Annotated in this window: 18 protein-coding genes; 2 read left to right on the top strand and 16 right to left on the bottom strand. The window is 58.4% G+C overall.

Going from position 1 to position 18,113, the window contains the following annotated elements; translation table 11 throughout:
• Positions 1 to 13 precede the first annotated feature (13 nt).
• The 13 genes from J2S31_RS14325 to rpsB all read right to left on the bottom strand — a co-directional run bounded on the left by J2S31_RS14325 (position 14) and on the right by rpsB (position 12,052).
• The gene (locus J2S31_RS14325) at positions 14 to 1,087 is read right to left on the bottom strand and encodes a type IV pilus twitching motility protein PilT (protein WP_237099843.1); all 1,074 of its coding nucleotides are present in this window, start codon (positions 1,085 to 1,087) and stop codon (positions 14 to 16) included.
• 3 nt (positions 1,088 to 1,090) lie between these two features.
• Positions 1,091 to 2,062 (bottom strand): helix-turn-helix domain-containing protein, encoded by a 972-nt coding sequence (locus tag J2S31_RS14330; protein ID WP_237099844.1) that lies wholly within the window; start codon positions 2,060 to 2,062, stop codon positions 1,091 to 1,093.
• Positions 2,063 to 2,064: 2 nt separating this feature from the next.
• The gene (locus tag J2S31_RS14335) at positions 2,065 to 2,859 is read right to left on the bottom strand and encodes a tetratricopeptide repeat protein (RefSeq protein ID WP_237099845.1); all 795 of its coding nucleotides are present in this window, start codon (positions 2,857 to 2,859) and stop codon (positions 2,065 to 2,067) included.
• A gap of 241 nt (positions 2,860 to 3,100) precedes the next feature.
• On the bottom strand, positions 3,101 to 4,699 hold the full coding sequence (locus J2S31_RS14340) for a caspase family protein (RefSeq protein WP_237099846.1): 1,599 nt from the start codon (positions 4,697 to 4,699) through the stop codon (positions 3,101 to 3,103).
• A 54-nt stretch (positions 4,700 to 4,753) separates the two neighbouring features.
• Positions 4,754 to 5,122, bottom strand: coding sequence for a hypothetical protein (locus J2S31_RS14345; RefSeq protein ID WP_237099847.1), 369 nt, complete (start codon positions 5,120 to 5,122; stop codon positions 4,754 to 4,756).
• 318 nt (positions 5,123 to 5,440) lie between these two features.
• Positions 5,441 to 5,917, bottom strand: a complete 477-nt coding sequence (gene ispF / locus J2S31_RS14350; RefSeq protein WP_237099848.1) for a 2-C-methyl-D-erythritol 2,4-cyclodiphosphate synthase — start codon at positions 5,915 to 5,917, stop codon at positions 5,441 to 5,443.
• A gap of 81 nt (positions 5,918 to 5,998) precedes the next feature.
• Positions 5,999 to 7,153 (bottom strand): 1-deoxy-D-xylulose-5-phosphate reductoisomerase, encoded by a 1,155-nt coding sequence (locus J2S31_RS14355; RefSeq protein WP_237099849.1) that lies wholly within the window; start codon positions 7,151 to 7,153, stop codon positions 5,999 to 6,001.
• 76 nt (positions 7,154 to 7,229) lie between these two features.
• On the bottom strand, positions 7,230 to 8,030 hold the full coding sequence (locus tag J2S31_RS14360) for a phosphatidate cytidylyltransferase (RefSeq protein ID WP_237099850.1): 801 nt from the start codon (positions 8,028 to 8,030) through the stop codon (positions 7,230 to 7,232).
• 256 nt (positions 8,031 to 8,286) lie between these two features.
• Positions 8,287 to 9,024 (bottom strand): isoprenyl transferase, encoded by a 738-nt coding sequence (locus J2S31_RS14365; RefSeq protein WP_371831656.1) that lies wholly within the window; start codon positions 9,022 to 9,024, stop codon positions 8,287 to 8,289.
• Positions 9,025 to 9,126: 102 nt separating this feature from the next.
• A complete protein-coding gene (frr, locus tag J2S31_RS14370) occupies positions 9,127 to 9,681 on the bottom strand; it encodes a ribosome recycling factor (RefSeq protein WP_237099852.1) in 555 nt (184 codons plus the stop codon).
• Positions 9,682 to 9,684: 3 nt separating this feature from the next.
• Positions 9,685 to 10,422 (bottom strand): UMP kinase, encoded by a 738-nt coding sequence (gene pyrH / locus J2S31_RS14375; RefSeq protein ID WP_237099853.1) that lies wholly within the window; start codon positions 10,420 to 10,422, stop codon positions 9,685 to 9,687.
• Entirely contained in the window at positions 10,419 to 11,012 is a 594-nt protein-coding gene (tsf, locus tag J2S31_RS14380; protein WP_237099854.1) for a translation elongation factor Ts, read from the bottom strand. Before tsf ends, pyrH begins: the two co-directional genes overlap by 4 nt.
• A gap of 200 nt (positions 11,013 to 11,212) precedes the next feature.
• Positions 11,213 to 12,052 carry a 30S ribosomal protein S2 gene (rpsB, locus tag J2S31_RS14385; RefSeq protein WP_237099855.1) on the bottom strand — a complete coding sequence of 280 codons (840 nt, stop codon included), beginning with the start codon at positions 12,050 to 12,052 and terminating at the stop codon, positions 11,213 to 11,215.
• Between the two features lie 440 nt (positions 12,053 to 12,492).
• Between rpsB and J2S31_RS14390 the strand changes: the two genes are divergently transcribed.
• On the top strand, positions 12,493 to 12,897 hold the full coding sequence (locus tag J2S31_RS14390) for a hypothetical protein (protein WP_237099856.1): 405 nt from the start codon (positions 12,493 to 12,495) through the stop codon (positions 12,895 to 12,897).
• A 1,019-nt stretch (positions 12,898 to 13,916) separates the two neighbouring features.
• Here J2S31_RS14390 and J2S31_RS14395 read toward each other — a convergent pair.
• The 3 genes from J2S31_RS14395 to J2S31_RS14405 all read right to left on the bottom strand — a co-directional run bounded on the left by J2S31_RS14395 (position 13,917) and on the right by J2S31_RS14405 (position 17,115).
• A complete protein-coding gene (locus J2S31_RS14395) occupies positions 13,917 to 15,011 on the bottom strand; it encodes a 6-phosphofructokinase (RefSeq protein ID WP_237099857.1) in 1,095 nt (364 codons plus the stop codon).
• 104 nt (positions 15,012 to 15,115) lie between these two features.
• The gene (rimO, locus tag J2S31_RS14400; protein ID WP_237099858.1) at positions 15,116 to 16,441 is read right to left on the bottom strand and encodes a 30S ribosomal protein S12 methylthiotransferase RimO; all 1,326 of its coding nucleotides are present in this window, start codon (positions 16,439 to 16,441) and stop codon (positions 15,116 to 15,118) included.
• Between the two features lie 89 nt (positions 16,442 to 16,530).
• Complete coding sequence (locus J2S31_RS14405; RefSeq protein WP_237099859.1) at positions 16,531 to 17,115, bottom strand: MlaC/ttg2D family ABC transporter substrate-binding protein; 585 nt, start codon at positions 17,113 to 17,115, stop codon at positions 16,531 to 16,533.
• Between the two features lie 235 nt (positions 17,116 to 17,350).
• On the opposite strand from J2S31_RS14405, the gene J2S31_RS14410 reads away from it, so the two are divergent.
• Positions 17,351 to 18,109 (top strand): tetratricopeptide repeat protein, encoded by a 759-nt coding sequence (locus J2S31_RS14410; protein ID WP_237099860.1) that lies wholly within the window; start codon positions 17,351 to 17,353, stop codon positions 18,107 to 18,109.
• Positions 18,110 to 18,113: the final 4 nt, after the last annotated feature.

The following is an 18,113-nucleotide window of genomic DNA, read 5'->3' on the forward strand; positions in this document are numbered from 1 at the left end:
CCCTGAAGCGGACTTAAATGAATTCCGGCGGCGTTTTCAGGTACTGCACAAACCGCTCTTTGACGATCGCCTTGTCGTATGCATCTTCCGCACTGATCTTCTTCGCCTGCAACGCTTCCAGAATGGCGTCGTCCAAGGACTGCATGCCGTATTTTTTTCCGGTCTGAATGACCGATGGAATCTGGAACGTTTTGCCCTCGCGAATCAGGTTCGAGGTGGCGGGCGTCACTACCAGCACTTCCAGCACCGCCAGGCGTCCTTTCTTGTCCACGCGCTTGAACAGGTTCTGCGCCACAACGCCTTTCAAACTTTCGGACAGGGTGGTGCGGATCTGCGCCTGCTGGTTCGCGGGAAACACGTCGATGACGCGGTCTACGGTTTTGGCGGCGCTCTGCGTGTGCAGGGTGCCGAACACGAGGTGACCGGTGGAGGCGGCCTCCAGCGCCAATTCGATGGTTTCGAGGTCGCGCATCTCGCCGACCAGGATGATGTCCGGGTCTTCGCGCAACGCGCCTTTCAATGCGGCTTTGAAACTTTTCGTATGCACGCCCACTTCGCGATGGTTCACCACGCAGCTCGCACTTTTGTGCACGAACTCGACGGGATCTTCGACGGTGATGATGTGCGCCTTCTTGTTCTTGTTGACGTAGTCCATCATCGCCGCCAGCGTGGTGGACTTGCCGGAACCGGTGGGACCCGTCACCAGCACCATGCCCTTGTGCAACATGGCCAGCTTGGTGAGCACCGACGGCAGGCCAAGCTGTTCCGCCGTCAGGATGGTGCTGGGAATTTCGCGGAACACCGCGCCGACGCCCCACTTCTGCTGAAAGTAGTTGGCGCGGTAACGCGCCAGGCCCGGCACTTCGTATGCGAAGTCGATGTCACCGGTTTCTTCAAATACCTTGATCTTGTCTTCCGGCGCGATCTCGTAAAGGATCGCTTTCAGCTCGTCGTTTTCAAGAACCTTGTACTTCACGCGTTCCATGTCGCCATGAATACGCAGGACCGGCTGGGACCCGGCCACGAGATGCAAGTCGGAGGCACCCTGCTCGTTCATCAGTTTGAAGAAGGCGTCGATTTTGGCCATAGGTCATTCTACCAGTTCGGCTTTGAATACGAAGTCGAGGATCACATTGCGCGTCCCCGGCAGTTCCAGCTTTTTCCCGTTCAACCAAAATTCCGACCCATTCCGGTTTCCGATATCGGCAAGAATCTGTTCATCGGCGCGCAACACAATGCGCTCGCCCGGTTGCAGGGTGAAATCTTTTTCAGTCTCCCGGTCCACGATCATGTGGAACCAGGCTTTTTCGCTGGCACGGATTTCCAGAGAAAATCCCCCGGTCTGCTTCGAACCCGGTGTTTCCAGTACGCTTCGGTTTGTCGGAACTATTTGATCTTGCAGGTCGTTTATTATACCACCATTTTCCGATTGCGAAATCTTATTTTCCCCGGGAACGATATCCAATCCCTCTGGGGATTCAGTGGGACTGGGGGGTTGAGCGCCGCTGGATTCCATTCCCGAACCGGGTGGAGGCGGGGCTTCGCCTCCCTCCGGGGGAGGACCGGGTTGCGGACCAGACCCCATGACGGGCTGGGTGCCGGTGGTGCCTGAAGAAACCTCTTTCTCCGTCACTCCGGAAACCGGGGCGTTCGCTTCCTGAGGTCCGGTGGACGGCTGGGACTGAAGAATGGCCCAAACCAGCCAGCCCACAAGGCCCAACCCAACGATGAACCCCACCAGCTTCATCTGCGTCTGCCAGAACGATTTCTTGTGCTCCCGTTGAACGGCTTCCTTCAATGATTTCTCGCGCACTTCCCGCCGCCCTTTGCCAATGCGCTCCTCGTACGCCGTCAACAGTTCGTTGGCATCGACACCCAGGGCCTCACCATAACTGCGGATGTAGCCTTTGATGAACACCTCCGCCGGCAGATCGTCAAAGCGGTCTTCTTCCAACGCCTCCAGATGGCGGGCGGGAATGCGGGTGGCGTTGGCGATGTCATCCAGACTGATGCCACGCAACTCCCGCTGGTGTTTCAGATAGTGGCCGAAACTGTCTTCCATGCTTATTTCTTGGGAGAGGTTTTCATACGGTTCAACATGGCTTTGGCGGTGCGGGCGTTCTCACTCAACGGTTGCAGGTTGATCGCTTCCTGCAGGTACGGACGCGCGCGAAGATAATCCCCTTCGTCAAACAACAACTGCCCGAGCTCGAAATGCGCCCGGGCCGATTGCGGATTCAGTTCCACCGCTTTCAAAAAACTCTTGTAGGCCAGCTCGTACTGCTCGGCTTTCTTGTACGCCAGTGCCAGGTTGACGCGAATCTGGTCGTTGTCCTTGATGTCCAATGCCTTCTGCCAGGTGCGTTCGGCCTCGTTGTACTGCCCGTTCTGGTAGTAACTGAACGCCAGCCAGTTGTACAACTGTTGCGGGTTGAGCAGTTTGCTCGCCTCGAGCGACTTGTTCAGGTACACAATGGCGCGGTCCCACTTTTCCGTTTCCATGTACAGGCGGCCGAGATACTGGTAGGCCTGCATGTACTCCGAATTCAGTTGGACGGCTCGCAGAAACGACTTCTCCGCCTGCGCGTACTTGCGGTCCTTGAAATACGCCGCGCCCAGCGCCACGCGGTAAAACGGGTCGTCGGGAACCTGCTTGACGATCTCAAACAGCTCCTGGTAATACTTGTCCCGCATGTTGAGCGTGTTGTATTTCTGCGCGTCGTTGTAGCGTTTGCGCGCATCCAGTTTTTCCCTCGGCGTGATGGAGGAGGCACAGCCCACCAACCCGATGATGAAAACCAGTGCCACCACACCAAACCAACCCGTCCGCAATCCGGGAACCGGAACCGAATCTGTCATGTTATCCAATGGGTAAATGGTTGAATTTTTTAGAATTAAATAATTATAACAAAAGGCGGGGCGTTGCACAACCGGGGAAGCGAGGGGACCTGAAAGCCAGTTTTTCAGGCATTTTGTCGTTCCGGGGTCTGGCTAGCAAGGTCTGCCGTCATAAGAAAACCCTCCTCTGATTCAGAGGAGGGTTTCCAATACGGTTCGTCGTTTCCGGGTGACTGGCCCCGTTCACTGTACGCCGCGCGTGTCAGGAGCCGGGGGTGGTGAGAACAGCCATCGGCAGGTTGCGGTCGAAGCGGCCGGAGGTGTCCGGGTGCTGGCCACTCTTGGTGGCACGGCGCACCTGCTCGGAGGTGTAGTCAATCATCTCGCCCAGGGACACGATGCTGTCGCTGTCCGTATCCGCCGGACCCTGCAAGCCTTCCAGCATGAACCAGGTGAAGGCGCCGTGCCCGCCGCCCCATTCCGGCGACTCATGCGACAGCTCGCCCGACTCCGACGCGGTGAAAATGGCCCGGCCCTTGCCCGCCTTGCTCAACTCCAGCAGGTAACGGTTGATGATGTTCTCGTCGCCGATGTTGCGGGTGGTGATTTCGTCGCCCACGCCCGCACTGTGACAGGCATCGACCAGCACCACCACGCGCTCCGAGGGGATGAACCGTTCCAGCGCCGTCTGCAAATCCCACATGGGGAACGCCGTCGAGCGCATCTGTTCGGGATCGGTGTCGTGCGTGAGCAGGAACAGGTTGCTCGGGTTCAATGGATCCGGCGCACCGTGACCGGCGAAGTACACCACCACGAGATCCTCGCGGATGGCCTTGCCGAGAAAATCGAACAGCGCGCGCTTCAACTCCGCCAGCGTCGCCTTCTCGTTTTCAAGAAAGACGATGTGATCGTCGGCAAAACCGCCGCCCTGCGGCGATTTCAGAAATTCATAGAACAAGCGCGCGTCGGCGTCGGCGTAGCGCAGGTTGGGGATGCCCTTCTGCGAATGCTCGTAGCGCGACACGCCCACCACCACGGCCCAGCGCTGGCCCTTGAAATCCGCCGACAACTCCGCCGGGGCCTGGCCCGGCGCGGTGCGGGTGACGTGCATGACGTGCTGTTTCACCTGTCCGGATTCATCGACCGCGTTGATGACGATGATGTTCTTGCCTTCCTTCAACTCCACGTTACGCGAAAAGGCACTGCCCTTGGTGCCCTGCACGATGGACAGGTCGCGCGTCTGCGGCAGTTTCTCCCCGTTCAACAAAATCTGCATGTCCTTGATCTCGGCGTTGGCCTCGATGCTTCCCGACAACAGAACGTGGTCGTCTTCGGTCTGGAAGTCGAACGGCGGAAACGAAATCTTGATCTTCATCTTGCCGCCGTTGGAAGGAGCGGGCGCCTGCGCCACCACGGTGCCGTTGCCGTATTCCTCCTTCACCCGAACCCGCAGGTCTTCCAGCAACGCCTTCGCTTCCAGGTACGGTTCGCCCTCGATCATGGGGTTGCTCTTCTCCGCGGTCATGGAGATGAACGACCGGTTGCCGTTCTTGCCGGAGAGGGTCAGCGTGATGTCGGTGTTGGAAGCCACGCCCGCCCAGCCCACGGAATTTCCAGCCAGATCACCGGTCGTCTCGATTTCATAAACGGTCTCGCCGCTTTCAAGCGCCTTTTTGGTGAAGGTGTACTGCCTGTCGCTCAGGTGGTGCTCCAGAATCTCGGCCAGCTTGTCTGGAGGCAGTTGGTAGTTTTCCTTCAAAGACGTCGTCTTGAACGACGCCGCACAACCGCCCCCCGCCAGGATGACGGCGATGCCAAGAATGAAAATCCCTTGTATGCGTTTCCAAACAGTGCCAGTCATGGTCCTGCACCCTGCTGAAGGTTCATAATCGTTCACGCAAACCGCAGTCGCCGGTCATGCGTTGAGTTTGATGACCAGTCCCTGCACGGTCACGCAGGACTGGCTCCAGAAATAAAAGAACGGAAGTGGAAAGTAGTTCTGCTCCAGGTCGGCGGAAGTCTGGATCAGCAGGTCGCCGTTACGCGACTGCACGGCCTGGTTCACCGCCTGCTGGTAAGTCTGCTCGCCGGACGGAAACCCGAAGAAGAAGCTCGAGCAGGCGGTCCCACTGCCCACACCGAGGATGGTGTAATCCTGCTTGTCCATCTTCAACTGCAACGCCGATCCCGAGGGTTGCGACAGTGGCGTGTACAGACTGCATGACGTGAGCATCATCAACATCCCTGCCAACACAATCAGAACAGCAATGCGTTTCAAGTTCATGTTCCCTCTCCCCTTATGAATAAACCTCATGCGGAACCGGCCGTGGGCCGGTCCGAATCTGTTCGGTCTTCGCTCCCTTTGCCCCGTGGAATTCGCTCTCCTCAAGGCTGAGGACACTCCTCCATTTCCTTAATGTAAAGGGAATTTCCGCGAAAATAAATATCTCGTTATATCAAAATCCCAGGCGGGTGTCTTGGAGGTTTTGGTTTATCCGAGATACTAAAGGCAGAAAACGAATGAATGGCGATTTGCAATGGAAAGCCGGATCGGGCAGGGCTTTAAAAGCAACTGAATTTGGCGTGGTTAAATGAAAAGACGTCAGCGGGATTCGATGAGCGCGACGGCATAGGCGGCAAGGCCTTCCTCCCGTCCGGCGAAACCGAGTTTTTCCGTGGTGGTGGCTTTCACGTTCACCTGAGAGACGTCGATGCCCAGCGTGCGGGCGATGTTCTCCCGCATCCGGTCGATGTACGGCGCGAGCTTCGGTTTCTGCGCAACGAGGGTGGCGTCGGTGTTGACCACGTGAAATCCTTTGGCGCGGAGCGAGGCGTTCACCTTCTCCAGCAGGATGAGGCTGGAGATGCCTTTGTACTGGTCGTCGGTGTCGGGGAAGTGATGCCCCAGGTCGCCCAGCCCGCATGCGCCCAGCAAGGCATCGCAGAGCGCGTGCAACAACGCGTCGGCGTCCGAGTGGCCGTCCAGCCCGAGCGTGTGCGGAATTTCGACGCCGCCCAAAATCAGCTTGCGGCCTTCGACCAGGCGGTGCACGTCGTAACCGTTACCAATACGAAACACGTTGACCTCCGCACGTTGCGAATGGGGTGGGGAAAACCGGTTGCAGGTGAATTGGGATGGGGAACGCGGCGTTCACGAAGTTCAGTGGGCCACGGTGACCAGCTTGCGTGTTTCTTCGCGCGCCCAACGGTCGGCTTCCAGAACATCCTCGATGTCGTTCACCGCCGTTGGCTTGTGGTTGTTCAGCGTCATGCGGATGATTTCGGGAATGTCCTTGAACGGGATGAGCTCGTCGAGGAAGGCCTGCACGGCAATCTCGTTGGCGGCGTTGAGCACGGCGGGCATGGTCTGCGCGATGTCCAACGCGTCGTGCGCCAATTGCAGGCAGGGGAAGCGCTGGAAGTCCGGCGCCTCGAACGTCAACGTGCCCAACTGCGCGAGATCAAGCGACGGCAGGTCGCACTCGATGCGGTCCGGGTACGACAACGCATACGAGATGGGAACGCGCATGTCCGGCATGCCGAGTTGCGCCATCACCGACGTGTCCACGAATTCGATTAGCGAATGAATGATGCTCTGCGCGTGGACCAGAATGTCCACCTGCGTTTCCAGCCCGAACAGCCACTTGGCTTCGATATACTCGAGCCCTTTGTTCATCATGGTGGCCGAGTCGATGGTGATCTTCGCACCCATGTCCCAGTTCGGGTGTTTGAGCGCCTGCTCGCGCGTGACGTGATCGAGTTGTTCGGAAGTGAAAGTGCGGAACGGTCCGCCGGACGCAGTGAGGATGATGCGTTTGATGCGCTCGGACTTTTCGCCGTTCAACGCCTGGAAGATGGCGCTGTGCTCGCTGTCCACCGGGATGATGGGGCAGCCGTGCTCTTCCGCCGCCTGCATCATCAACTTGCCCGCCACCACCAGCGTTTCCTTGTTGGCGAGGGCCAATGCCTTGCCCGCCTTGAGCGCGCTGTACGTGGGCACCAGCCCCGCGCACCCGACCATGCCGGAGACCACCATGTCCGCCTCCGGCAGAGTGGCGGCCTGGATGGAACCCGCCTGCCCTGCAACGACTTCGATGTTCAAACCCTTGAGTTGTTTCCGCAGGGCATCCACCTTGCTGGTGTCGAACAGCGAAACCAGTTTGGGACGGAACCGGCGCGCCTGCTCGGCGATCCCCTCCACATTACTGCAGGCCGCGAGCGCGACCACCTGGAACCGGTCCGGGTTGCGTTCAATAACATCCAGAGTGTTGGCGCCGATGGAACCCGTCGATCCCAGTATCGAAATTTTTTTCATGTGAGAACCCCTGATGACAACTCGAGCCGAATGGCAGGGTGAAACGCGCGTCGTTATGCCTTGCATAAGAAAACAATCAAACGGGAAGGGGACTGCGTATGAGAATTTCATAGCAGTAGAAAGCCGGTCCGGCGAACATGAGACTGTCCAGCCGGTCTAAAACCCCTCCGTGTCCGGGAATCAGCGTGCCCGAATCTTTCACGCCCGCGGCGCGTTTGAACATCGATTCCACGAGATCTCCGAATTGCCCGATGATACCGCAAAATAACGCCATAATCAAACAATGGTTTAAAGCCAATTCGTGCCAGAACCCATACTTCGCGATGAGGCCGCCGAGCACCCCGCCCAAGAGCCCGCCGAGGCTCCCTTCCACCGTCTTGCCGGGGCTGATTTCCGGCGCAAGCCGGGTTTTTCCAATGCTCCTGCCGACGTAGTAAGCGGCACTGTCGCTTCCCCAGATCACCAGAAACAGGAAGTAGATCATGAAATGCCCCGGCTCCAGCGCCCGGATCAGGATGAAAAAGCTCATCAGGCCGGCAACATAGCCCACGCCGAGGAAGGTGTAGCCCGTTTGATCCAGATTGTGTTTCAGGATGGGACCCTGTGTGAGCGCGTGGAGGAGCAAAACCAAAGGCGCCGCGGCCAGCCAGATCAGGTAAAACCCGTTGATGTAAAAACACAGGGTGAGCAGCACGCACAACGCGAGACCCAGCTTGTGAAAACCGGGCGTGCCCATGGCCCCCAGCATGCGTGAGTATTCGAACCAGCCCGCCACCACCGCGCCCAGCACCAGAATGGAAAACAGCTCCAGCGATCCGTACTGCACGATGCCCAGCACGATGGGGATCAGAACGAGTGCGCTCAGGATGCGTTTCATGGTTGGGTGGCTTCCGAAAATTGAAACTTTGAATTATTAACTGTGATCAATGTTGTCTGGAGTGGAAATAAATTGGGAACGGTGCCACGGGCCGCTGGCCCGCCGATCATCGTGTGCTGATAAATGTTGTGATGTTCGCAGACTCAAGCGCTGGTCTCGTTCGCTCCCGGCCGGGTCTGCGGACCATCGTTCGCTAGCAGGTCTTGGCGAAACCCCGACTCACGAATTGGGAATGTTGCCACTGGCCGCTGGCCAGTTAGGCTTGGACGATCTGGTCGCCGATCATGCCGAAGCGGCGTTCGCGTTTCTGGAAATCGATGATGGCTTTCAACAGGTCGTCTTCGCGGAACTCCGGCCACAGCACGTCGGTGTAGTGCAACTCCGTGTACGCGATCTGGTAGAGAAGGAAGTTGCTGATGCGCAACTCGCCGCTGGTGCGGATGAGCAGGTCCGGTTCCGGCAGGCCGTGCGTCGCCAGGCTCGCTTCCAGAACGGGGAAGTCGATGTCCTCATAACGCAGTTGCCCTTCCTGCACCTGCTTGACGATCTTGCGTACCGCATCGAGGATTTCCTGTCGCCCGCCGTAACTCAAGGCGAGTGTCAGCACCAGACCGTCGTTGTCCGCCGTGTAATCTTTCGCGTGCTGGATGAGATTCTGAATATCAGCGGGCAGTTCGTACACGCGGCCGATGGTGTTGAAGCGGATGTTCTCGCGCTTCATCCGTTCCAGTTCCTTGTGCAGGTACTGGTCGAGGATTTTCATGAGCGCGTTGATCTCGGTGCGCGGGCGGTTCCAGTTTTCGTCGGAGAAGGAATAAAGGGTGAGCGCGGGGATGTGCATCTCCGTGCAGAGGGTGACGATGTGATCAACCGACTTGACCCCCTGGCGGTGGCCTTCCACGCGAGGCATGAAGCTCTTCTTCGCCCAGCGCCCGTTGCCGTCCATAATGATGGCGATGTGCCGCGGCAGACGGTTGAAATCGATCTGATCCATGAGTGGGGATTTGTACAAGGACGACGCCTCCGAAAGGTACCGGTTCGCCGGGCGGGCCCAGCCGGTGCGGGCATGCCCGGTGCGACCATTATACGGCAACGGTCAGTCTTCCATCACATCTTTTTCCTTGGACTCGGCGACCTTGTCCACCTCTTCAACGTACTTGTCCGTCATCTTCTGGATCTGGTCGTGGCCCCGCTTCTCGTCGTCCTTCGAGATGGTGCTTTCCTTTTCCATCGCCTTGATCTTGTCGTTGAAGTCGCGGCGGATGTTGCGGATGGAAATCTTCGCCTCCTCCGCGTACTTGCGCACGATCTTGGTCATCTGCTGGCGGCGCTCCGTGGTGAGCGGCGGGATGTTGAGGCGGATCATCTTGCCGTCGTTCGACGGGTTGAGACCGAGGTCGGATGCGGTGATGGCCTTTTCGATCACCGGCAACATCGTCGGGTCCCACGGCGCGATGGCGATGGTGCGGCTGTCCGGCGTGGACAACGTCGCTGTCTGGCTGAGCGGCGTCGGGTTGCCGTAAAACTCCACCTTGATATCCTCGACCAGCGCCACCGAAGCGCGGCCGGTGCGCACCTTGCCGAATTCCTGGTGCAGGTGGTCGATGGTCGCTTTCATTTTGCGTTCGGAATCTTTGAGTAAATTGTCCATGTATCAGCTCGCCCCCACCCGGGTTCCAATGGATTCGCCCATGATCGCGCGCTTGATTGCATCCGGATTGCTGACGTTGAAAATGACCATGGGTAGTTTGTTGTCCATACACAGGCTGACGGAAGTGGAGTCCATCACCTTCAGCCCTTTTTTCAAAACTTCGAGGTACGTCAATTGTTCGAACTTGACCGCGGTGGAGTCGATCATCGGGTCGGCGGAATAGACGCCATCCACCTTCGTGGCTTTGAAGATGACTTCGGCCTCGACCTCGATGGCACGCAGGCTGGCGGCGGTGTCGGTGGTGAAGTAAGGGTTGCCGGTGCCCGCGGCGAAGATGACGATACGGTCTTTTTCGAGATGACGGATGGCGCGGCGGCGGACGTAGGGTTCCGCCACCTGGCGGATGTCCAGCGCCGTCAGCACGCGGGTTGGCACGCCCGCCTGTTCCAGCGCGCTTTGCAGGGCCATGGCGTTGATCACCGTGGCCAGCATGCCCATGTAGTCGGCAGTGACGCGCTCCATCCCCAGGTTGCTGGCGGTGGCGCCGCGCAAAATGTTGCCGCCGCCGATGACGATGGCGATCTGCACACCGAGTTTTTTGGCTTCGGCGATCTCCTCCGCGATGCTCTGCAGGGCTTTCTGATCGATGCCGAAGCCTCCCGCCTCCGCCAGGCTTTCTCCGCCCAGCTTCAGCAGGATGCGTTTGTAATGTGCTTTCGCCGGTTCCGTATCGTCACTCATTTAGAGATTTCCATACGGGAAAACCCACCCACGGTGATGTTCTCGCCCAGCGTGGCGATCTTCTGCTTGATCAACTCCTGCACGGTGATGGACGTGTCTTTCACGAAGGGCTGGTCGAGCAGGCAGTTTTCCTCGAAAAACTTGCTCATCTTGCCGTCCACGATTTTGTCGATCACGTTTTCCGGCTTACCGGATTCCCGCGCCTGGTGGGCGAAGATCTCGCGTTCCTTGTCCAGCACGTCCTGCGTGACGTCGTCGCGCGAGGTGAAGCGCGGCTTGGCGGCGGCGATGTGCATCGCGATGTCTTTCAGCAGAGCCTGGTACTCGTCATTCTTGGCGACGAAATCAGTCTCGCAGTTCAGCTCCACCAGCACGCCGATCTTGGCGCCGGGGTGGATGTAGGTGCCTATGGCACCGTCGCCGGTGGTGCGGTCGCCCTTCTTGTCCGCCTTGGCCATGCCCCTCTTGCGCAGAAAGGTGATGGCTTCTTCAATATCGCCGCTGGTTTCCTTGAGCGCGTTGCGGCATTCCAGTATCCCGGCGCCGGATTTTTCGCGCAGGGTTTTGACCATGTCTGCTGTCACTTCCATTGTGATGCCTCTCCTGTGTTGTCTGGATCTGTTGAGTCCGGGTTTTCGATGTGTGCACGACCCGGGTCCGGGCGCGGGCGGACATGACCCCGCGGCTGAAAGTCAGCCGGGGTTGCGGGCCGCCGGCCGGACCGGTCGATAAGATTTCGTTTGCTCTGGCTGGCCTCAGGCAGGCCGGAAGCGCCCCGAGGCCGGATTGGTCAGGCGGGGATGGATTTCTCCGCCTTCGGCTTGGTGTCCGTCTTGGCTTTGGAAGCAGCGGTGTCCTCTTTCTTGTCGGACTGGGAGTCTGCTTTTGCATCGCCCTTTTGGGCGCTCGCTTCCGCTTCTTCCCTCTTGTCCTTCTGCTTCGCCTTGTACATCTCGTGACCTTCGATGGCGATGTCCGCCAGCCGCTTCGTGAACAGGCTGATTGACCGGATGGCGTCGTCGTTGCCCGGGATCAGGTAGTCGATGCCGTCCGGATCGCAGTTGGTATCCACGATCGCCACCACGGGAATATTCAGCTTGTTGGCCTCGGCCAGCGCGATGCGTTCCTTGCGCGTGTCCACGATGAACACGGCATCGGGCAGGTCCTTCATGGTCTTGATGCCCTGCAGGAATTTATTGAGCTTTTCGATTTCCTTGCGCCTCTGCTGGGCTTCTTTTTTATGAAGCAGGGCGAACTTGCCTTCTTCTTCCATGCGCTCCAGTTCCAGCAGGCGGTCGATGCTCTTGCGAATGGTCTGGAAGTTGGTCAGCGTGCCGCCCAGCCAGCGCTGGTTGATGTAGAACATGTTGGCGCGGGTGGCTTCGTCCGCGATCAGTTCCTTGGCCTGCGTTTTGGTGGCGACGAACAGAATCTTCTTGCCCTGCTGCGTCAGGTTCTCCACAAACTTCTCCGCGTCGCGGAACTTGTGAATGGTTTTCTGCAGGTCGATAATATGAATGCCGTTTCGGGCACCAAAAATATAGTCTCTCATCTTGGGATTCCAGCGGGTGGTCTGATGCCCGAAGTGAACCCCGGCTTCCAGTAATTCTTTGACTGCGATGTTTGCCATGAAACAAAACTCCTAATTGCGAATGGTTGAGCCTCCGCCTCCTTCTTCCCGTACCAGGAACCTGTTGGGGAACTCCCTGCCTGCCGCCAAAAAGCGGCCGCGACCGCGAATCCACAAGGCTTCGCCGCCGCCATGTTCGGGCAGGACCCACCGGGTCACCCCTGGTCCAGTCCAGAGACGTGCGAGATAAATGATTACAAACAAACGGCTTGCGCCGCATCAAGGCCGAATAGAGGGCTTCCAGATAGACTATCACAGCCCCCGCACCAAGACAAGGCAAAAGAGCTTCTAAATGACCGAGAAACAACGCCATCGCACGGAGGGCCAACGGGGCATGGCTCCGCGGGCGAACGAAAATCCGTGGACGCATACGGTGTCCGCTTTCCGGGCGTTGACGGAGATTCTATGGGAGCGATTCGTTTCTTAAAAAGGAGGAATGGTTGTGTCCGCTGCTGGCGGCTTCGCAAAAAACAAAAAAACCGGGCAAGGTGGCCCAGGATTCCACCTCCCCGGTTTACTGCTGTCCGGTAATTCCGTTATTTGCCTTTCACCGGTTTCGGCTTGGACGGTTTAGGCGTAGACGGTTTCATCGGCGGCTGTTTGATGGACTTTTCGGTTTCGTGTTTTGCACTGCGCATGGTCTTGGACATGGGTCTCATTCTCCAGAAAAAATAAAGTTGCCTGTTCAGGCGTTTTTAAATTTCTTGACGGAGAATCCAATTTGGGTTGCCCGCATCCTGGTCGTGCCTTTCAGCGTTCCCATTTTGTCTCGATCAAGCAAAGAAAAGGAACACCAAAAAACCATAGGCGCCGCGGCCTACGTACTTTTGGATAACGCCCCATAAACAGGGAGGTTACACAAAAAATATAGGGCTGCTCAAATTGGAAAGCAAAACTATTTTTAAAGATTTTTCGACCTTTTGGAGAAGGGGGGAATCCGGTGATTTGGCAGGCCTCCATCCCCCTTCCCATCGGCCTGAATCGAGGGGCCTATTGAACCGTGGGCCCATTTCAAATACAAACCCTTGCCTCCCGATTGAGCCGGGTCCTTCTGAACGTCCGCCAGGGGCCTATGGATTGATTTGTTTTTAAATGAGGAGGGGAGGATTTGCGATCGGTGGTCGTTGCCTGTCTGCAGAGGGAACGGAAAGGGCGACTGTTTTTTGTGTTTGAAAATCGTGACTCGTGTTTACGTCGTTCGTTTTCAGAAACAAAAAAACAAAAAGCCGGAAGAGGTGGACCAGGACGCCACCTCCCCGGCTTTCACTACGCCGTTTAAGCGATTACTTGCCTTTGGACGGTTTCGGTTTTGCCGATTTGCGCTGTTCCGGCTGGCCGGTCTGCTGTTTCGGGTTTTTTTCCATTTGCGGTTTGTTGTTGCGAATGGTCTTGGACATGGGTCTCATTCTCCAGAAAAAATAAAGTTGCCTGCTCAGGCGTTTTTAAATTTCTTGACGGAGAGTCCAATTTGGGTTGCCCGCATCCTGGTCGTGCCTTTTAGCGTTCCCATTTTGTCTCGATCAAGCAAAGAAAAGGAACACCAAAAAACCATAGGCGCCGTGGCCTACGTACTTTTGGATAACACCCCAAAAACAAGGAGGTTATACAAAAAATATAAGATTGTCCGCAGAGGAAAGCAAAGCAATTTTTAAAATATTTTTGACCTTTTTTGAAGGGCGGACCCGGAGGTTTTCGGGAGCCCGCCACCCCCCTCTCTTTCCCACGGGGAGGGGCAACCGGTTCCCCCTTCCGGTTCCCCGCTTATAGCGGGGGATAGGGGGGGTTCTTCCTGCGCAATCACTGAATGTAGTGAGGGATTTTGATGGCTTGCCGGTGCCGCCCGTTTGTAGCGGGACACGCCCGCTCACCGCCCCAGGCAGATGCCTACCGACTCGGCGGTGCGGATCAGCTGGGAGTCGAGCGGCACCTGCCGGATGCGTCCGGCCAGCTCCTTGAGCGGCACCAGCTCCAGGTTCGGGGTGCGGAGCGCCACCATGGTGCCGAAGCGTCCGTTCACTGCCGAGTGCAGGGCGAAACTGCCCAACTGGGTGCCCAGCACCCGGTCGAAGGCGATGGGCGTGCCGCCGCGCTGGAGGTGACCCAGCACCGTGCACCGCACTTCCAGATCGATGTCCCGCCCCAGCCGCGTGGCCAGGTGGTTGCCGATGCCGCCCAACTGCGGCACGCCCTGAAGCCGTGTGGTGGCGGCTTCCTGGGTGATCGGCTGGCAATCTTTCTCCATCGCGCCCTCGGCGACGACCATCAGGCTGAACGGTGCCTGCATGGTCTGGCGTTCTTTGATCTTCGCGGTCACCACATCGAAGTCGAAAGGGATTTCCGGTATCAGAATCACATGCGCGCCGCCGGCGATCCCCGCCTCCAGCGCGATCCATCCGGCGCTCCGCCCCATCACCTCCAGGATCATCACCCGGTCGTGACTGCGCCCGGTGGTCTGCAGGCGGTCGAGCGCGTCGGTCGCCACCTGCACCGCGGTGTGGAAGCCGAAGCTGTAGTCGGTGCCCTCCAGATCGTTGTCGATGGTTTTGGGCACGGCGATGATGGGCAGTCCCAGCTCACTCAGCTTGTAGGCGATCTGCAGCGAGCCGTCGCCGCCGATCACGAACAGGCAGTCGAGCTTGAGGTCGCGGAAGGTCTCGATGGCGCGGCCAGAGTAATCGTGGGTGGTGACGCGTCCGTCTTTGTGCAGTTCCTTGAAGGCAAAGGGGTCGCCCTTGTTGGAGGTGCCGAGGATGGTGCCGCCCTGCGGCAGGATGTCGCGCACACTGCGGAGCGTCAACTCCTGCGAGTGGTTGAAGACCAGCCCCTCGAAGCCTTTTTCGATGCCGATGACGCTCAGGTTGTGGTTGCGGATGGCGGAGAGGGTGAGGGCGCGGATGACGGCGTTCAGGCCGGAGCAGTCGCCGCCGCCGGTCAGAATGCCGATGCGTTTTAAAGGCATGCCACCTCCCTGGGAGAAGGAGACCGATCAGTCCCCCCTTGTAAAGGGGGCTGGGGGGATTCTTTCGTTAACATCCTTCACACAGTGAAGGATGTCGATGCTTGTCAAGTTTCATCCACAGTGGCGATGAGGTCGTAGTCGAGCGATCCGGTGATGCGCATGGGCACGATGTCGCCGGGCTCCACCGGGCTGTTCTCGATGATCACCTGGCCGTCGATGTCCGGTCCCTGAATCGGCAGGCGGCCCATCAACAGCATGCCATCGTCATCCAGCCCCTCCACCAGCACCGGATGCACCTGGCCGACGCGTGCGGCATTGCGACGTGTGGCAATTTCGTGTTGCGCCGCCATCAACCGGTCGCGGCGTGCCTCGCCAATTGCCGGATCGACCTTGTCGGCGTAGTCGTACGCCGTGGTGCCGGGTTCGTCGGAGTAGGCGAACACGCCCAGGTGATCGAACTCCATCTCGCGCACAAAATTTTCCATGTGTACGAAGTGCTCTTCCGTCTCGCCGGGGAAACCGGTGATGAACGTGGTGCGGAGCGCCACGCCGGGGATGCGGTCGCGCAGTTTTTTCAGCATGGCGCGCACACCCGCCTCCCGCTCCTGCCGCTTCATGCGTTGCAGCATGAAATCGTGCGTGTGTTGCAGGGGCACGTCGATGTACTTGACCACCTTGTCGAGCCGGGCCACGGCGTCGATCAACGCGTCGTTGACCACCGTCGGGTAACAGTAGAACAGGCGGATCCACTCGATCCCTTTAATGTCCGATAGGCGTTCGAGCAGTTCGACCAGGCCGTTTTTCATGCGCAGGTCGTAACCGTAGAGCGTGGTGTCCTGCGACACCAGGTTGATTTCCTTCACCCCCTGCTCGGCCAGCGCGCGGGCTTCTTCGAGGATGGAGTCGATGGGCCGGCTCTTTATGGGGCCGCGCAGTTTGGGGATGATGCAGAACGCGCACTGGTTGGAGCAACCCTCCGCAATCTTGATGTACGCCGAGTAAAACGGCGTGGTGACGACGCGGTGGTTGTACGCTTCGAAATACTGTGCCGGTTCGTGGACGAGGTTGCGCTGGCCGCCGTTGTTGCGGATCAGGTTTTTGAGCAGGGGGTACTGCTTGGTGCCCAAAAGGTGATCGATCTCCGGGATTTCCTTCAGGAGTTCTTCGGGATGCCGCTCGGCCAGACAGCCGGTGACGATGAGGCGTTCGCACTTGCCGCCGTTTTGTTTGTGCCGCGCCATCTCGAGGATGGTGTTCACCGACTCCTCGACCGCCGATTGCAGGAAGCCGCAGGTGTTGACGATGAGCACGTCCGCCTCGGCGGAGTTGTCCGTCAGTTCGTATCCGTTCTGTTTGAGGTCGCCCAACAGGCCTTCGGTGTCCACCAGGTTCTTGGGACAGCCCAGGCTGATCATGCCGATTTTTTTCATGCAGATTGACTGTGTTTTAAGGAGTAATAAGGTTCCGCCATCATACCGCAGAGGCGGGGCGCGGGCCTAATTTTTCTGAAAGATAGGGATCATCCCCCGCCGCCGCGGGCGGTGTCCAGCCGCTCCTGCATACGGGCGATCAAACCGGGAAAATCTTCCTTCTTCAATATCTGGTAGAACTGCGTCCTCAGGTTGTTGCGCATGCTGACGCCATCGAGAATCACGTCCACCACGCGCCAGCGGCTGGCGGATTCCAACAGGTCGAAGTCGATGCGGATTTCGCCCTCGTCTTTATGGTGCACCACGACGGGCACGGTGGCGGCATCGCCGTCTTTGGAGTTGCCTTTGTACTCGATTTTAAGCTCGCGGAAAAACTTGGCCGAGTTGGGAAACGCCACGTAGCGGAAGAGTTCTCCCAGAAGCTGGATGAACTGCTTCTGTTCCCCGGCAGAGCGGGGCTTCCAGTGTTTGCCGAGGGTTTGCTTGCTCACCTCCGCCACGTCCAGGTAGGTCAGTGCCTGGTCCATGGTCTTGCGGTTGGCCTTCGCCTCGTCGGGTGACAGCGCCTCGACTTCCTTCACCTGCTGGATGGTGGCCAGCAGGTTTTTCACCGCTTCCTGTGGCGTCTCGGCCCGCGCCGGGACGGCGGCGAGCAGGGTTGTGAGAAGGCACAACCCCAGCACCATGGCCAGGGTAAAAGACTGGATTGCTTGCCTTCGGCTTTTACAGTTGTGGTAGATTGTTGGGAATTTCAAAGTGTGCGTAAGCCCTGCCATGCAGTTTGCGACGTAGTGATAACGATTATATCGTAAACCGCCTCCCTCCGTGGGAATGAAAAATTTGAGGCGCAACGTTTCGGTACAACCCGGCTATGGAGTTGATCCATAGCCTTCCCATATTCTCATTACAATGAAACTGATCCCATTCAAAAAATTTTTAAGGAGCGCGGTTCTGGTTTGCGCGTTTGTTTCGATCCCGCTGGTGGCGCATTCCTCCGTCGTGGAAGCCGCGCCATGCACCCTGTACCAGGGCGAGGCGGGATGGGATGCGGTTCAGCGCGCCAAGATCGACCTCGTCAAGCACTTCCAGTACCAGCCGCTGACCCACCGCGACTTCTGTCAGCTGGCGCACCTCGACTACAAACTGGCGCAATGGGAACCGCAGGTGAAGGCCGAGCACCTGACCCGGTGCCTGGAAAACGTGGACAAGGCGATCGACCACAACCCGCAGGCGGGCATCGCCTACTTCCTGCGCGGCCTGTGCCTGGGGCGGCAGGGACAGATGCGCGGGCTGTGGGCCAGCCTGAACATCATCGATCCCGTCCGCACCAGCATGGAACGCGCGCGGCAACTGGCCCCGGGCATCGACGGCGGCGGACCCGACCGCGCGCTGGGACGCATGCTTTACGAATTGCCTTTCTTTTTGGGCGGCGATCTGGAAAAATCCATAAAGCATCTGGAAACCGCCGTCCAACTGGGACCGGGCAACTGGGAAAACCATTACTACCTCGCCCAGTCCTACCTGGCCGACCGCCGGTACCGGGACGCACAGCGGGAACTTCAGGATGCTCTCAGGTTGGCCGGGACCGTGAACGAAGATCCACAGATGGAGGAACACCGCCGGCACATCCGCGAACTTCTGCGCGACGTCGAACGCCGCCTGGACTGACCCT

Source organism: Nitrospina gracilis Nb-211 (assembly GCF_021845525.1).
In the GTDB taxonomy this organism is placed as follows: Bacteria; Nitrospinota; Nitrospinia; order Nitrospinales; family Nitrospinaceae; genus Nitrospina; species Nitrospina gracilis_A.

Excerpts from the sequence above, each read along its gene's own strand:
- J2S31_RS14325 (WP_237099843.1), bottom strand. The coding sequence starts at position 1,087 with ATGGCCAAAATCGACGCCTTCTTCAAACTGATGAACGAGCAGGGTGCC.
- J2S31_RS14330 (WP_237099844.1), bottom strand. The coding sequence starts at position 2,062 with ATGGAAGACAGTTTCGGCCACTATCTGAAACACCAGCGGGAGTTGCGT.
- J2S31_RS14335 (WP_237099845.1), bottom strand. The coding sequence starts at position 2,859 with ATGACAGATTCGGTTCCGGTTCCCGGATTGCGGACGGGTTGGTTTGGT.
- J2S31_RS14340 (WP_237099846.1), bottom strand. The coding sequence starts at position 4,699 with ATGACTGGCACTGTTTGGAAACGCATACAAGGGATTTTCATTCTTGGC.
- J2S31_RS14345 (WP_237099847.1), bottom strand. The coding sequence starts at position 5,122 with ATGAACTTGAAACGCATTGCTGTTCTGATTGTGTTGGCAGGGATGTTG.
- J2S31_RS14355 (WP_237099849.1), bottom strand. The coding sequence starts at position 7,153 with ATGAAAAAAATTTCGATACTGGGATCGACGGGTTCCATCGGCGCCAAC.
- J2S31_RS14360 (WP_237099850.1), bottom strand. The coding sequence starts at position 8,030 with ATGAAACGCATCCTGAGCGCACTCGTTCTGATCCCCATCGTGCTGGGC.
- J2S31_RS14365 (WP_371831656.1), bottom strand. The coding sequence starts at position 9,024 with ATGGATCAGATCGATTTCAACCGTCTGCCGCGGCACATCGCCATCATT.
- frr (WP_237099852.1), bottom strand. The coding sequence starts at position 9,681 with ATGGACAATTTACTCAAAGATTCCGAACGCAAAATGAAAGCGACCATC.
- pyrH (WP_237099853.1), bottom strand. The coding sequence starts at position 10,422 with ATGAGTGACGATACGGAACCGGCGAAAGCACATTACAAACGCATCCTG.
- tsf (WP_237099854.1), bottom strand. The coding sequence starts at position 11,012 with ATGGAAGTGACAGCAGACATGGTCAAAACCCTGCGCGAAAAATCCGGC.
- rpsB (WP_237099855.1), bottom strand. The coding sequence starts at position 12,052 with ATGGCAAACATCGCAGTCAAAGAATTACTGGAAGCCGGGGTTCACTTC.
- J2S31_RS14395 (WP_237099857.1), bottom strand. The coding sequence starts at position 15,011 with ATGCCTTTAAAACGCATCGGCATTCTGACCGGCGGCGGCGACTGCTCC.
- rimO (WP_237099858.1), bottom strand. The coding sequence starts at position 16,441 with ATGAAAAAAATCGGCATGATCAGCCTGGGCTGTCCCAAGAACCTGGTG.
- J2S31_RS14410 (WP_237099860.1), top strand. The coding sequence starts at position 17,351 with ATGAAACTGATCCCATTCAAAAAATTTTTAAGGAGCGCGGTTCTGGTT.